The 14,834-nt window shown below is 64.7% G+C and carries 13 protein-coding genes; 3 read left to right on the top strand and 10 right to left on the bottom strand.

Translation table 11 applies throughout. The features are described 5' to 3' along the window. Positions 1 to 15: 15 nt before the first annotated feature. Positions 16 to 693, bottom strand: coding sequence for a sensor histidine kinase (locus XH96_RS27455; protein WP_371740178.1), 678 nt, complete (start codon positions 691 to 693; stop codon positions 16 to 18). Between the two features lie 602 nt (positions 694 to 1,295). Here XH96_RS27455 and XH96_RS27460 point away from each other — a divergent pair. Then, entirely contained in the window at positions 1,296 to 1,586 is a 291-nt protein-coding gene (locus tag XH96_RS27460; RefSeq protein ID WP_371740180.1) for a cupin domain-containing protein, read from the top strand. A gap of 123 nt (positions 1,587 to 1,709) precedes the next feature. On the opposite strand, the gene XH96_RS27465 is transcribed toward XH96_RS27460, so the two are convergent. From XH96_RS27465 to XH96_RS27490, 6 genes are all read right to left on the bottom strand, one after another. Continuing rightward, positions 1,710 to 2,459, bottom strand: coding sequence for a phosphorylase (locus XH96_RS27465; RefSeq protein WP_194388516.1), 750 nt, complete (start codon positions 2,457 to 2,459; stop codon positions 1,710 to 1,712). Beyond that, positions 2,456 to 4,408, bottom strand: a complete 1,953-nt coding sequence (gene shc, locus XH96_RS27470) for a squalene--hopene cyclase (protein WP_194388517.1) — start codon at positions 4,406 to 4,408, stop codon at positions 2,456 to 2,458. Before shc ends, XH96_RS27465 begins: the two co-directional genes overlap by 4 nt. Before the next feature lie 65 nt (positions 4,409 to 4,473). Next, positions 4,474 to 5,730 (bottom strand): hydroxysqualene dehydroxylase HpnE, encoded by a 1,257-nt coding sequence (gene hpnE / locus XH96_RS27475; protein ID WP_194388518.1) that lies wholly within the window; start codon positions 5,728 to 5,730, stop codon positions 4,474 to 4,476. Then, complete coding sequence (hpnD, locus tag XH96_RS27480; protein WP_194388519.1) at positions 5,730 to 6,569, bottom strand: presqualene diphosphate synthase HpnD; 840 nt, start codon at positions 6,567 to 6,569, stop codon at positions 5,730 to 5,732. Before hpnD ends, hpnE begins: the two co-directional genes overlap by 1 nt. After that, positions 6,559 to 7,443, bottom strand: a complete 885-nt coding sequence (gene hpnC / locus XH96_RS27485; RefSeq protein ID WP_194388520.1) for a squalene synthase HpnC — start codon at positions 7,441 to 7,443, stop codon at positions 6,559 to 6,561. Before hpnC ends, hpnD begins: the two co-directional genes overlap by 11 nt. 191 nt (positions 7,444 to 7,634) lie before the next feature. Next, entirely contained in the window at positions 7,635 to 7,868 is a 234-nt protein-coding gene (locus XH96_RS27490; RefSeq protein WP_194388522.1) for a hypothetical protein, read from the bottom strand. Between the two features lie 459 nt (positions 7,869 to 8,327). On the opposite strand from XH96_RS27490, the gene XH96_RS27495 reads away from it, so the two are divergent. Continuing rightward, positions 8,328 to 8,816 (top strand): hypothetical protein, encoded by a 489-nt coding sequence (locus XH96_RS27495; protein WP_194388524.1) that lies wholly within the window; start codon positions 8,328 to 8,330, stop codon positions 8,814 to 8,816. 75 nt (positions 8,817 to 8,891) lie between these two features. Then, on the top strand, positions 8,892 to 9,737 hold the full coding sequence (locus XH96_RS27500; RefSeq protein WP_194388526.1) for a hypothetical protein: 846 nt from the start codon (positions 8,892 to 8,894) through the stop codon (positions 9,735 to 9,737). A gap of 32 nt (positions 9,738 to 9,769) precedes the next feature. Here XH96_RS27500 and XH96_RS27505 read toward each other — a convergent pair whose 3' ends face one another. From XH96_RS27505 to XH96_RS27515, 3 genes are all read right to left on the bottom strand, one after another. Continuing rightward, a complete protein-coding gene (locus XH96_RS27505; protein WP_194388528.1) occupies positions 9,770 to 12,136 on the bottom strand; it encodes an RND family transporter in 2,367 nt (788 codons plus the stop codon). A gap of 209 nt (positions 12,137 to 12,345) precedes the next feature. Beyond that, positions 12,346 to 13,131: an ethanolamine ammonia-lyase subunit EutC gene (eutC, locus tag XH96_RS27510; protein WP_194388530.1), complete on the bottom strand. Its 786-nt coding sequence runs from the start codon at positions 13,129 to 13,131 to the stop codon at positions 12,346 to 12,348. A 6-nt stretch (positions 13,132 to 13,137) separates the two neighbouring features. Continuing rightward, the gene (locus XH96_RS27515; protein WP_194388532.1) at positions 13,138 to 14,724 is read right to left on the bottom strand and encodes a B12-binding domain-containing radical SAM protein; all 1,587 of its coding nucleotides are present in this window, start codon (positions 14,722 to 14,724) and stop codon (positions 13,138 to 13,140) included. Positions 14,725 to 14,834 lie beyond the last annotated feature (110 nt).

A 14,834-nucleotide genomic window follows, 5' to 3' on the forward strand; every position in this document is an offset into this window, starting at 1 on the left:
TTGCTTGGCGTTTGGTCAACGGCACGTAACGTTCTGTAAGAATCCGGCCCGATGAATCCACTTGTCCCAGGTCCGGCAATCGCCCTCGGCGATGCAATCCTCAGCCTGCAGCAAACACCGGCAGCCGGACGGAGAAGCGCGCCCCGCCTCGACCAGACTGCGAACAACTGCGAGGCCGAGACCCGCCCCGCCTGTGCACCGATTGCGAGACTGCTCCAGGCGCACGAAGGGTTCGAGCAAGATATCGCGTTGACTGAGCGGAATGCCGGGGCCTTCGTCGTCAACCATCAAGAGAACGAAATGCGCCTCTCTTTCCATAGCGAGATGCGCGACGTAGCCGTACTTGAGTGCATTGTCAGCAAGGTTGGCGACGATCCGCCGGCACGCGAGGCGATCACCAAGGATATTGGAACCCTCCACGCCCGGACCGACGCGCAGGTCGATCGCGGCTCCCGCCGCCCGCCTGTCCAGAACTTCGGAGCGAACAATTTCGTCGAACTCCAACAGCTCCTCTTCGAGTTCGCCGGCTCCCGCGCGACTGGCAAGGAGCGAGTCGTCCAGCAGACGGATCATGTCCGCGATTCCGTTGACTGCCCGGTCGCGCTCCGTCGCTTCCGGAATGCAATCGACGCTCAGGCGCAATCGCGTCGCGAAGGATCGAACGTCGTGCGAGATGCCTCCGAGCAACGCCATCCGGGCACGCAGGAGCAGAGCCAGACGTGTCTGCAGCCGGTTGAAGGCCGCGATGACGGCCTGTATTTCGGGCGCGCTGGCCCGTGCCTGTGGCAAAGGCCGCGCAGAAGGCTTCGACCGCTGCGTAAGAGCGGACCACCAACATCGAAACACAAAGGCCCGGTCGCCATCGCGACCGGGCCTTTTTGCTTGTTAGGCGCAAGCGTCCTGCATTCCCTTTGCCGCATCATTCCCGCAAAGCCATTCAACAAGCCGACGCCAGCAGGCGTGCTGTTTCAAGACGACATGTATCCGCAACAGCGTTGCATTGGTAACGACACTGAAGGAGACAGAAATCCTTTTGTAGCGGGCGACATGCATCCACTCCACGGGATGGTCGCCGCCGTCAGCGCCTTTGGCGCATCGGCTATCCGCGACGACTACAAAGGAGACGCAACGTGTCAAAGTTGAATTACCGCGGACTGCCAGGAATTGCAGCGGGCCTTGTTCTGCTTGTTTCGCCGGCCCTGGCGGAAAATGTTCAGGCAGCCGATAGCGCGAAGGCCGTCAAGGTGACTCCGATACTCACGACTTTGAATACATCGAGCGGACAGCCAATCGTGATGCCGCAGAAGGACGTGCAGATCTCCGTTTCAACCTACGACATCCCGGCGGGCGCGAAGCTGCCTGAGCACAAGCATCCGCATCCCCGCTATGGCTACATGCAATCGGGTACGCTGCGGGTGACCAATCTCGACGCCAACAAGACCGAGACTTACAGTGCCGGCAGCTTCATTCTCGAAGCGGTCGATCAATGGCACAAGGCAGAGAACATCGGGAGCGAACCGGTCAAGCTCCTGGTCATCGACGTGAAGCCGAAGGGCGCAGTTGCTACGGTCCTGAAGGCCGACTGAGCGTCTCAAAGCGACGAGGCGGCGCCTGGCCTGCACGCACGCCTGGCTGTCAATGCAAAAAGCTCCGAACTCCAATGGAGATCGGAGCTTTCACCTGTTCCGTCGTCGCTTGTTCTCTTGCGCTCAGGCTGCCTTGGAGACCAGGGCTTCGCTCTCGATCAGCTCCGTCCCGATCAGAAAATCGCGGCAGCCGCGCAAGCTGCGCAGGGCGCGGTTGAAGTCGATGCCAGTCGAGACCAGCGCATGCAGCGTTGTGGGATTTCGCACGATGCCGCGCAGCACGGCGGCGAGGTCGATCTGGCCGTTCGGCTTGATGGCGGCGCGGGCGAGCGCCGGCAGCGCGCGGTGGGCGGGATCGCTGATGACGCGGACCGCGGCAAAGGGCAGCCCGGCCTCGGCGGCGTAGGCGGCCGCGATGTGGCTCTCCATGTCGACGGCGAACGCCCCCGTCTCCGAATGCAGCGCCGCCTTGCAGGAGCGGCCGGTGACCACTTCCTCGGCGCCGGCGAGGCTGCCGCGCACCACACGGCGCCGGCCCGAGGTCAGGCGCTCGATCAGGTCGTCGCCGAGCGACAGGCCGGCGGCCCAGCGGGTATCGCCCGACAGCACCTCGGTCGCCAGCACGACGTCGCCGGACCGCAGCGTCGGGTCGAGCCCGCCGGCCACGCCGAACGAGATCACGCCGCGAATCGTCTCAGGATCCACCACTGTCAGCAGCGCCCGCAACTGGGTCGGGCTGCTGGATGAACAGATGACCGCCATTCCGGGCCCGGCCGCAATGCGGGCCTCCTGAACCAGTCCGGTCACGATCAATATCGGCCGCGGGTCAATGGTATTCCCCGCGGTGAAACAGTCCCCCGTCCCCAAAGTCACATTCCGACCCCTACCACCCTGCTGTTGGTGTTCCGCAAGTTCCGATACCGCGCCAACGCCCACAGCGGAAAGAACTTCGGGTAACCATGATAACGTAGATAGAATACACGGGGGAAGCCTGTGGCGGTGTACCGCTGCTCGTCCCACAGTCCTTTTTTGTTTTGTGTTGCAATCAGGTACTCCACCCCGCGGGCGACGGCCGGGTGATCAACCTCGCCTGCCGCCATCAGGGCAAGCAAGGCCCATGCCGTTTGCGAGGCGGTCGAGGGGGCGGCCTGCCATCCCCGGTAGTCCAGCCGGTAGCTGACGGCGTCCTCGCCCCATCCGCCGTCCTCGTTCTGGATCGAGGCCAGCCAGGCGGCGGCTTTCCGGATCATGGGATCCTTGTGGTCGACGCCGGCCATGTTGAGAGCGCACAGAACCGACCAGGTCCCGTAGATGAAGTTCATGCCCCAGCGGCCGTACCAGGACCCCTCCGGGTGCTGGGTCTTCCTGAGGTAAGCGACGCCGGCGGCCACCTGCTTGCTGGTTGTCGCGGTTTCCCCGAGTTGCGCCAGCATCGAGATGCAGCGCGCGGTGACGTCCTCGGTCGGCGGATCGAGCAGCGCGCCATGGTCCGAGAACGGGATGTTGTTCAGGTAATATTCGAGATTGTTGACGTCGAAGGCCGCCCAGCCGCCGTCGTCGCTCTGCATGCCCTCGATCCACTCGCGGCCACGGGCGATTGCAGTGTCATAGCCGGCGACGCCGTGCTCCCGGCGCATGCGGTCCATCGACATCACCACGACCGCGGTGTCGTCGAGGTCAGGGTAATGGGCGTTGTTGTACTGGAAGGCCCAGCCGCCCGGACGCACGTCGGGCCGCTTCACGGCCCAGTCGCCCTTCACCTCGAGCTCCTGCTTCGGAATCAGCCAGTCGAGGCCACGCTTGGCGGCCGGCACGGCTTGCGCATCGCCCGCCTCCAGCAGCGCGTGGGCGGTCAGGGTCGTATCCCAGACCGGCGAGACGCAGGGCTGGCAATAGGCCTCGTCGTCGTTGATCACGAGCAGCTTGTCGATGCCCCGCCGCGTGATCGCGCGCGGCGGGTAGTTCTCGTCCTTGCCGAGCGCGTCATACATCATGACGATGTTGGCCATGGGCGGATAGATCGCGCCCATGCCGTCCTCGCCGTTGAGCCGCTCCTCGATGAAAGCGAGCGCGGCATCGATCGCGCGCTTGCGCAGGCGCTTCGGAAACAGCGGCTCGATCACGCGCAGGATCGCATCGAGCGAGCGAAACAGCAGGAACCAGGCCATGCTCTGGTGCGGCGCCTTCGCGGTCATGCCGATCGAGCGCGGATCCTGCAGGAACAGCTCGTCGATGCCGACGCCCAGCGGATTCTTCGCGCGCGGCTTCAGCGCGGCGATCACCATCAGCGGCACCATGGTGGTGCGCGCCCAGTACGAAATCTTGTTGAGGTGGAACGGCGACCAGAACGGCAGCAGCACGATCTCGATCGGCAGCACCGGCACCGCGCGCCAGGTCACGACGCCGAACGTCGCCAGCAGGAAGCGCGTGAAGACGTTGCTGTTGATCGCACCGCCTCGGGCATGGATCGCCTCGCGCGCGCGCACCATATGCGGCGCATCGACGGAGTCGCCGATCATCTTGAGCGCGAAGTAAGCCTTCACGCTGGCGCTCATGTCGAACTCGCCCTCGTGCACCAGCGGCCAACCGCCATGGTCTCCCTGCACGCGACGCAGGTAGTTGCCGATCTTGGCTTCGAGCACCGCATCAACGGGCTCTGCGAGATAGTGGCGCAGCAGGATGTACTCGGCCGGAATCGTGCAGTCGGCCTCGAGCTCGAACACCCAATGGCCGTCGGGTTGCTGGAAGCCGAGGACGCCTTCCCTCGCCGACGCAATGCTCGATTCCAGGGTCTCGCGGCTGGTCGCGTTCACGGAATCCATGTCGCTCGATTGCTCCGATAGTCGATTGAAAGTTGACCGGGACATCTGCCCGTCAGGGCCGCCTTTCAGGATCCTTTGGCGGCCAGAACCAGATCGGCGGCGCGATCGCCGGACCGGACCGATCCCTCAATGGTTGCTGGCAATCCCGTAGCAGTCCAGTCGCCGGCAAGGAACAGGTTTTTCAGCGCAGTGACCGGCCCCGGACGCAGGGCATTCTGGGCCGGCGTGGCCGCAAATGTGGCGCGGCGCTCGCGCACGATCTGCCAGGGGGGCAGCTCGCCGGAGACACCGCCCGCCTTGCAGACGTCGTTCCAGATCGCCTGCGCGAGCTCCTCGCGCGGCATGTCGACCAGACGGTCGCCATTGCTGATCGTGACGGATAGCCGGTTGGGGAACGCGAACAGCCATTCCACCACGCCGCCGATCACGCCGAGGATCGGCGCCGAGCCCGGCGGCGGTGTGATGCGGAAATGCGCGTTCACGATGGCGCGGAATTCGGTCGGCGTCTTCAGGCCCGGCAGCAGGCTCGCAGCGGCGCGCGGCGGCACCGCCATCACGACGACGTCGCCCTCGCCGATCTGGATCACATCCTCGCCGCCAAAATTCAGCGCACCAACCTTGCCGTCGGTGGTCGCAAACGAGCGCAGCTCATGGCCGAGCTGAACCGCGTGGCCGCGCTCCTGCAAGAACTTCACGGCAGGCTCGATCAGCACCGCGCTGAGACCGTCGCGCGCGATCAATGGACGGCAGGCCTGCCCGCCCGCGAGCAGCGTCTCGCGCACGATCGCGCCCGCGAGCCCCGCCGAGCCCTCGGGCGGATCGACGTTGAGCGCCGCGAGCAGCAGCGGCTGCACCAGACGCTGGTAGAGGATGCCTTCGCAAGGAATGGACTTGCCGACCAGCGTCTGCTCCGACGCCCAGATCAGCGGCGCCAGCTTCAGATAGTCGGTGAGGCCGGTGTCGGGAACGCGGCGGCTCTCGTCGAGCACCCAGGTCGGCAGCCGGCCAGCGCCGAGATCGATCTGCCAGCGCTGTCCCGTCCTGATGTCGACGAACGGAAACTGCGCGCTCTCGGGGCCGACGAGACCCGCCTCGGTGCCGATTGCGCGCGCATAGGCGCGCGCATGGCTGTTGCCCGACAGCAGCAGATGATTGCCGTTGTCGATGGTGAGGTTGGTGGCGCCGTCGAAATAGGAACGGCAGCGGCCGCCGGCCTGGTGCGTCGCCTCGTGCACGGCGACCTTGAAGCCGGCATTGGCGAGCCGCACAGCGGCGGAGAGGCCGGAAATTCCAGCACCGATGATGTGAGCTGTCTTTTGCATCAGATGAAAGCGTAACGGAGCAGGATCAGGATGCGTGCGATCTTCGACACACGCACCGGCTCGCGCGGCGCGGTGAAGCCGCGCGCGATCAGCAGGTCCAGAATGGAATGATAATATTTCGACATGATCCGCGGCGCGCGCACCGCGCGGCGCTTGTTGCGGTTCATGATCTCGTCCGACTTCTCGAAATGCACCTTCGCGCGCTGCGCCAGCGGCAGGCAGACCTTCGGCAGCGCGCGCTCGGCGATCACGCGGTCCGGATCATCGGAGGTGATGCCGGCATGCAGCAGCGCTTCGCGCGGCAGGTAGAGCCGGCCGAGGCCCGCATCCTCGTCGATGTCGCGCAGGATGTTGGTGAGCTGCAGCGCGCGGCCGAGATGGTACGCGAGCAGGATGCCGTCTTCCTCGGGCATTCCGAACACACGCACCGACAGCCGCCCCACGGCGCTGGCGACACGGTCGCAGTAGAGATCAAGCGTTGCCATGTCGGGCGCGCGGATGTCCTGCGGCACATCCATTTCCATGCCGTCGACGATGGCGAGGAAGTCCTCGCGCTTGAGCCCGAAGGCCTTTACCGAGGCGACGTAGTCCTTCAGCCGCGGCGGCGGATGGCCCTGATAGAGCGCGTCGATGTCGTCGCGCCATTGCTGGAGTGCGGCGAGCCGCTCCTCCCGCGGGCCGTCGGAATCGGCGATGTCGTCGACCTGGCGGCAGAAGCTGTAGATCTGGAACATCGCCTCGCGCTGGTCGTGCGGCAGGATGCGCATCGCGGCATAGAACGAGCTGCCGGATGCGGCCGAGCCGTAATTGGCGCCGGGCGTGGTCGCCTCAAGCGTCATGTGCAGTCCCCGGTCTGGAAATGGCCTTGCGTCCGATCGCTCGGCGACCGACTTCGCCGATCATCCCGGCGAGGCTGAAGGCCAGCAGCTCGAACTTGTTCAGATGAACGCGCTCGCGCAGGGGATCGCGCACCTTCAAGAGGCGCACGATGCGGTCTGCATAGGCCTGGATGACCGAGACATCGACGCCGAGACGGAAATCCCGGATTTCCGCAGCGAGCGACCTGCCCTCGTTGAGCAGCGCTTCATTGCGTGCGGCAAGCGCGTGAAGGCAGGCCAGCATCGCCGGCGGCGACTGCGCAAGCCCGAGCTGCTCGACCGAGGCGCCGTGTGCTGCCAGCGCATCGCGCGGCAGATAGACGCGGTTGAGCTCGCGAAAATCCTTGCCGCAATCCTGCAGGTGATTGTTGATCTGCAAGCCTGCGCAGAGCGCGTCCGATGCGGCCCAGGTCGAAGTGCTCTCGCCATGGACGTCGAGCATGAAGCGGCCGACGGGCATCGCCGAGTAACGGCAGTAGTGGATGACCTCGTCCCAATTCTCATAGCGCAGCTTGGTCACGTCCATGCGGAAGGCGATGAGCACGTCGAGCGCATGGCGTGGGGCCATGCCGCGCTCGGCCAGCGCGCGGCGCAGGGTGACGGCTTCGGCCTGGGTATCGCCCTTGCCAAGCAGTTCCGCCTCGAGCAGGTCGAGATAAGCGAGCTTCTGGTCGGGCGGCAGGGTCGCGTGGTCGGCGATGTCGTCGGCGGTGCGGACGAAATTGTAATAGGCCAGGATCAGGGCGCGATGACGCGGATGAATGATCCAGGACGCGACGGGAAAATTCTCGTCGCGGTCACCCTTGCCGGATCGCAATTCGCTCGCAGAGGTCATCGAGGGCTGGTTTACAATCGTTTGGACAGGAAGGCTTTTTCGCTCGCGCGGGCTCATGCCGACGATGCCGCCGCGGCCCCCATATAGGGGAATACGGCCGCAAAACCAATCCTGTCTGTCGATGGCCGCCCTTTGCGGATCGGACCCCAAAGGCGGCTCCGGGATCCGCCTTCGGGAGCCAATGGCCAAGCTTACTGGTTGTGGTTCTTCAGCACCTGGTCGCAGGCCTGCGAGATCTTGGCCCGGTTCTCCTTGAGACAGGCGAGGATCGTGAAATCGCCCTGATCGATGACCGGACGGCAGAATTTCTGCACATCGCGGGTGCAGGCCTTCTGCTCGGCATCCGTGCCGCGCCCCTGCTGGGCGAGCGCTGCAGTCGAAAGGGAGGCCGACAGCAGGGTGAGAGCGACGAGAAGCTTACGCATTGTATTCCTTCATTCTGACGGCAGAATCATACCGGACCCGGCTGCACAGGGCGAACGACCGGAGCGGATTGTCCTGATGGCAAGTCGCCGCAGGAGTGGCGGCCCAGAGAAGGCACAAGCACCGGCAAATGCGGCCAAATTGGCACCGCACGCGCCGAATCGGGTCTTCCCCGCGCCTTCATTCGCAGATGTAAGAGGTTGATACTACGTCATAATTCAGAACATCTGTGTTTTACTGCATACCTGTTGCAGCGCTGCATCTGTCCGCCCTTGCCTTTCCCGCCGGAAACATGCCGAAACGTGGCAAATCGGGGGATCAAGCCCGGCGCGAGGCGTCGTGACCCGCCATCCCGGGCGGACAGGCTTTGAACCTGATACTGGCTCGGAGCACTAAACTTTCGATGCGGCGAGACGTTCTCAACGGGTAAGCGAACCTCGTTCCAAAATGGGATATTTGCGATGAAATTCTTTGGGCGATCTGGATTGGCAATCAGCATCGGGGCGGCGCTGCTCTTCTCGGTTTCGGCGAGCCATGCTCAGTCGTCCGGACCGTTTGCCGGTTTCGACGGTGCGTGGACCGGCACCGGCACGGTGTCGTTGTCCGACGGTTCCACCGAGCGCATTCGCTGCAAGGCGGACTACAAGGTGGCCGGCAGCGGCCTCAACCTGAAGCAGGCGCTGCACTGCGCCTCCGACAGCTACAAGTTCGACCTCACCAGCGACGTGACGAGCCAGGGCGAGCGCATCTCCGGCAATTGGAGCGAGTCCAGCCGCAACATCTTCGGCAATCTCCAGGGTACCGCTGGCGGCGGCCAGATCGACGTGTTCGTCGAAGCCAACGGCTTTGCCGCCAACCTGTCGCTGCGCACCAACGGCACCAAGCAGACCGTGCAGATTTCCTCCAAGGGCGAGATCCGCGGCGTCAACATCACGATGACGAGGGGCTGACGCCCTCCCCGCTGCGAAAGGATACAGCCTCCGGCTCTCGCGACCCGGGGGCTTTTTGCTGACATCGCTGCAAACGTGAAGCCAACTCGCAGACATTTGCTCAAGGCCATCGGGCTGTTCGCCGCCAGTCCCGCCTTCGCCAACGAGCAACCGCGGGTCCGGCGAGACACGAACATGCGATCCTCGTCAGTGAAGCCGCGTCACGTGCTCTGCTTTCTCGGCAAGGACGAAAGCCTGCTGAATCCGCCGGAGGCGGTTGCCAGGACGATCGCCGATTTCAACTTCGAGATCGACCGTACCTATTCGCAGGCCAAACCCGATCCGCACATGGACCGGTCGTTCGGCGTGTGCTGGGACCGGGTCTTCCCGAAAGCATGGTCCGACACGGACGAAGCTGCCGTGGTCAACCACAAGGCGGTCCTCTACGTGCTGGGCCCGCCCATGGAGCAGCAGAAGACGGTCGCCTATTCGGCTGCCGCTTTGCGCATCGTCGAGGAGATGATCGAGGCCGGGGCGACCGCCGTGAAGGGCGAGAGCGCGGGCGTTGCTCATGGCCTCGGGCGATGGCGCAGTCTCGCCGATCAGGCGCGCAAGGGCGCCAGCACCGGCCAGGGTCTTGCCGTGACCCCCGCCGTCGCCAAGGCATGCCGCCTCGCCTTCGCCAAGCGCCCGCTCGGCGGCGACACCTACAACGAAAGCGTCGGCTTCCACCTCGTCGGACTGCCGGATATCTATGTCGCGAAGGCACGCGGCAGCGACCGGAATGCCGTGAAGCTGATGGACGAGATCGCAGACGCAATGGCCGAGCGCGGCGTCGATGCGACGCTGCGCGATCGCAAGCTCGCGCTGTCGCGGGAGCAGGACTACGCCGAGGGCGACTTCAAGTTCAATCCGTACGGGATCGTCCGTATCGAGGCCTGAGAGCGCTGGCCGCCTTCGCCGACCTGCCGCGCTCAGATCGCGGGCTTGTCGGGGCCCTGAAGCCTGGCGTGCAGATTGATCAGCCACATCGCCGTCGGCCGCAGGATGAAGAGGTCGGCGACAAGGGCCATGACCATCGAGAAGGCGCTGAGCCAGCCGAACAGCCGCAGCGACGGCAGGTCCGAGAACACGGTGACGACGAGGCCGCAGGCCAGCACCACCGTGGTCAGGATCAGGGCCGGGCCGACCAGCACGGTGGCCCGCTCCACCGCGAGCGCCGAGCCGACGCCCGGCTTGCTCTCGAGCCTCAAGCGGTTGAGGAAGTGGATGGTCGCGCTCAAGCCCAGGCCGAACGAGACGGTGAGCGCGACGACGCTGGCGAATTGCAGGCCCTCGCCCATCGCCCAAAGCACCGTTCCCGACATCACCACCGGGAAGATGCCCGGCAGAATGCAGGCGAACATCACCACCCAGGAGCGGAAGGCGAGGCCGATGAAGATCGCGACCAGCGCAAATTCGATGGTGAGGCCGTGGTTCAGCTTCTCGATCATGCTGGCCGAGTTGCGCGCAGCGATGGCGGCAAGACCCGTCACCGCGATCTCGTAGCCGGGATGCTTCTTGCGGACGGCGTCGAGCTCGTGGTCGAGCTTGTCGACGATCGGCAGGAGCTGGCTGGAATCCTTGTCCGGTACGCGGCCGGCGACCACGACGGCATCCTGCGCGGCATCGATGAACCGCCGCACCAGGTGCTCGGGGATGACGTTGACATATTCCTTCAACGTCGCCACGTCGGCGCTGCCCGCCTTCTCGGCCAGCCAGCGGCGCAGCGTCTCCAGCGACCAGACGTTGCCGACACCGGCCGTCTTCTCCACGGTCGCATGCACGTCGGCGATGGTCTGGAGCGTCTCCGGCGAATAGAGCGATTCGCCCTTGGGGAACTGGATCAGCACGTTGACCGGGTTGGCGCCGGTCAGCTTGGCATCGAGCCGGTCGCTGGCGGCGACCGCCTGGCGCTTGTCCGGCACCTGGTCGGCGAGCCGGTAGCGCGGCTCCAGATTGGCATAGATGACGCCGAGGCCGCCGACGAACAGCACTGCGATCAGGCTGAACAGGCCGGGACGGCCGACCATGCGCACCGCGATCCAGTAGCAGAAATTGCGCAGGGCCTGGACGCCGGCATCCGCGCTCTGGAACTTGACGGCGAACACCTTCTCGTTGCGCACGAGCAGGACGCCGAACACCGGCACCAGCGACAGCACCGCGACCAGCGCGATGATGGTGGCGGCGAGCCCAGCCTCGCCGAACTTGCGGATCAGGTCGGAGTCGGAGAATTGCAGCGCGATGAAGGAAATGCCGGCCGTGCCGTGCGTCAGCACGCAGGCGGGTCCCACCACCAGCACCGCGTTCTTGAACGCGGTGAACTTGTCCTGTCCTGCGATCAGCCGGTCGCGCGCGGCGAAGGTGAGCTGCATCGAGTCCGAGAAGCTGATGACCATGATGAGTGGCGTCATCACGTTCAGGAACATGTTGAGGTTGAAATTGGCCCAGCCGAGCGCGCCGAGCGCCAGCAGGATCGCGATCATCGGTGGGAATGCCGCCGCGACCATGAACGAGATCTTGCGGAAGAAGATGATGGCGATGATGCAGCCGGCGAGAATGCCGAGGATGTTGTAGGTCAGCCCGTCGCGCTCGACCGCGTTGCGGATCTCGAGCTGCATCACCGGAACGCCGGAGAGCTGCACGTTGAGCCCGGTGTCGCCGAGGTCCTCCTTCATCAGCGCGCGGATGTCGCCGACGGTCTTGGTCAGCTTGTTGGAGCCGACCACATCAGGATCGAGCGAGAGCACGATCAGCGCCAGCGTGCCGTCCTCCGACAGCAGCTTGCCGCGGATGATCTCGTTGTTCTTGACGGTCTCGATGAACTTGTCATAGGCGGCCCCCTCGGGGAGCTCGGCCGGGAACAATGCCGCCGGCAGCTTGCCCGGGGCCGGCGCCTGACGTGCCGAGAACAGCGAGACCAGTCCGCGCGTGCCATCGACCAGCTGCAGGTCGGTGACGAAGTCACGCAGCTTCTCGAGGTTGCTGCGGTCCAGGAGGGTCTTGCCCTCGACCACGACGAGGACGTCGAACTCCTCGGCCGGGAACTTCTTCGTCACCTCTTCATACTGCTTGAATTCGCGGGTGTCGGAGCGGAAGAGCTGCGACAGCGAATCGTCGATCTTGATCCGGTGGATGCCGAACACGGCGCCGACGATCAGCGCCAGCAGGACGATGCAGGAGACGATCGGCGCCCGAACGGCGATCAGCCCGAGGCGCTCCAGCCCGAAGGCGATCGAGGACGCAGGTCCCTGCTCGACCTTGTCGACATGAACCTCATTCTCGCTGTGCTTTTCGAGCATGCCTTATCCAGTTCCTAAATCGGCTCGGTCTTGAGAGCTTGTTGCGCCCCGCGAACGGCTTGAAAACGCCATACCAATGGGAGGCTTGCCCTTTGAAAATGCGCGGAAAATCGCCGCGAGGGGTTTAGCAGGTCAACAGGTCTTCTCGCAAGCAGGCGAAGCGTGCCCGAATCGATCAAGAAGCGGCGATTTCGGGTCCCGACCGCCTATCATCCCGGCGGCGCCGTGCCAATTCGACGCGGCGCCCGGTCCGTGCTCTCGTCCTTCAGAGCCACGCCAGTGGTCTCCCGCGCGAGCCCCTCACGGACGAGCCAGGCGATCTTGAAGGCGGCCTCGTCGTAGTTCAAACCAGCGTGGTGGATGTTCGACACGCAATTGCGTTCGGCATCGGTCCGGCCGGGCTTCGGTGCGAAGGTCAGATAGGCGCCGAGACTGTCGGGCGCGGACAGGCCGGGCCGTTCGCCGATCAGCATCGCGACCATGCGTGCCCCGAGAATGGCGCCGATCTCGTCGCCGAGCGCGACGCGCGCGCCCGATGCGACAACGACATGGCCGATCGCGACGTCATCCCCCTGCGCAAGCAATGGCAACAGGCGCCTCACCAGGATCGCCGCATGGGCCTGAACCGCCGCCGCAGACAGGCCGTCTCCGATCACAATCGCGAGCTGGCACGGCGCCGGGGCGCTTCGTGCCAGAAGCTGCGCCGAACCGGGTTCAAGCTGTCGTCCCAGATCCGGCCGCCGCAGATAGTCGCTGCGATCGACCGCCCGGCTCCTCACTTCGGTCACGGCAAGTCCGAGCGCGCCGAGGTCGGCGACCAGGCGCGGCGTGTCGAAGGCGGCATGCACGGCATCGCGCGCGCGGGCATGGTCCAGCGTGAAATCAAGCAGCGCCCTCGTCGGCATGCTCGCGCCGCTGCGCCCGAGCGCGACGCGCGCGGGCGTGAACGCCCGCAGATCGAGGGTCGGTCGGCGCGGCAGAGCCGGATCAGACATGTCGCATCATTCGGCCGGAACGGCGGCCTCGCGCAGCCGGATCGAATAGTTCGAGGCGTTCTGCTTGCCGCTGGAGGCCGCGCGCGCAAAGGTGATGAGATGGTGCGCAATCAGCGTGCAGCCGATCAGGCCTTCGATGTCGCCGCGCTTGATGCGTCCGAGCGCGAACTTCCAGAACACGCGCCTGTAGTCGCCGAGCACGCCGACCTTCCAGAAGATGTTGCGCAACATGACGAGGCCGCGCCGGATGTTCGGCCAGGTCTTCATCTCGTCCGGCACCGGCATCTTGACTCGGCGCACGTAAACATTGTCGCACTGATACTGGTAGCGCGCGTAAACCTTCTCGGGCGCGTAGGCGACCGCCATCGCATGCTTCCACGAAGCGACGACCTCGTCATAAGGCAACAGGAAGTCGACGTTGGAATCGCGACCGTCGTCGTGGACCAGGCGGCCCTCGCGCTCCAACCGGTCCCACAGCGGCGTCTTGGGCAGCGCCTGGAGCAGGTTGATGGTGAGCAGCGGAATCCGGGACTCGTCGACGAAAGCGAGTAGCGCTTCCGAGGTGTTCGGCTTGTCGGTATCGAGCCCCATGATGATGCCGGACACGACCTCCATGCCGTAGGAGTTGATGGTGTGCACGCCCTCCAGGATCGGGACCATCATGTTGTGGTCCTTCTGCATCGCCTTCAGCGCGTCCGGATCGGGCGTCTCGATGCCGCAGAAGATGGTGACGAAATAGGCCTCGCGCATCTTCTCGAGGATCTCGGGCCTCTTGGCGATGTTGAGCGTCGCCTCACAGGCGAGCCGCACCACGTAGCCGGTCCGCTTCTGCCATTCGATCAGATGCGGCAACAGGTCCAGCGCCGCCTTGCGGTTGCCGATGAAATTGTCGTCGACGAAATAGACCGTGTCGGTCATGCCGCATTCGCGCAGGCGATCGAGCTCGGCGATGATCTGCTGCGGCGACTTGATGCGCGGATTGCGGCCGTAGAGGCCGGGGATGTCGCAGAACTCGCACTGATAGGGACAGCCGCTGGAGTACTGGATGCTGCCGAGGAAATACTTCTTCACGTCGGCGAGCTCGTAGGCCGGAATCGGAAACTCCGTCATCGGCACGCGGTCCCTGGTGGTCAGCACCACCTGGGCCTCGGGACGCGAGGTGTCGCGCGACAGGATATCGATCAGCTGGTTGGTGGCGTCGCCGAGCTCGCCGACATGCAGATAGTCGAAGGACGGATAATAGTCCGGGCAGGCGCTGACCGAGGGCCCGCCGAGCGCGACCGGCAGATCGAATTCATGTGCGCGGCGGCAGATGTCGTTCATCTGCTGGCGCTGGATGTGCATGCCGCTGACGAAGACCGCTTCCGCCCATTCGAATTCCTCCTTCGTCGTCCGGCGCAGGTTCTCGTCGACGAACTTGACCTGCCACTCTGTCGGAAGGTAGGCGGAGATCAGCAGCAGCCCCTGCGGCGGCATGAAGGCGCGGACGCCGTCGGTCAAGGGATAGGAATGCTCGAACGTACCGAAGGACGAGGTGTAGCGCGGAAACACGCAGAGAATCCGCCGGGACGTTCCGTTACTTTCAGCTCGCATCAAAGCTCCCCCGCCACGCTCGATCGATAGTGCGGAAATTGCCAGCCAGACTCAGGGTAATGCTGTCGCCGGAATTTCTCAATATTGTGGCACAAGCACAATTCCGGGGG

Origin of the sequence: Bradyrhizobium sp. CCBAU 51765, assembly GCF_015291725.1 — a bacterium.
In the GTDB taxonomy this organism is placed as follows: domain Bacteria; phylum Pseudomonadota; class Alphaproteobacteria; order Rhizobiales; family Xanthobacteraceae; genus Bradyrhizobium; species Bradyrhizobium liaoningense.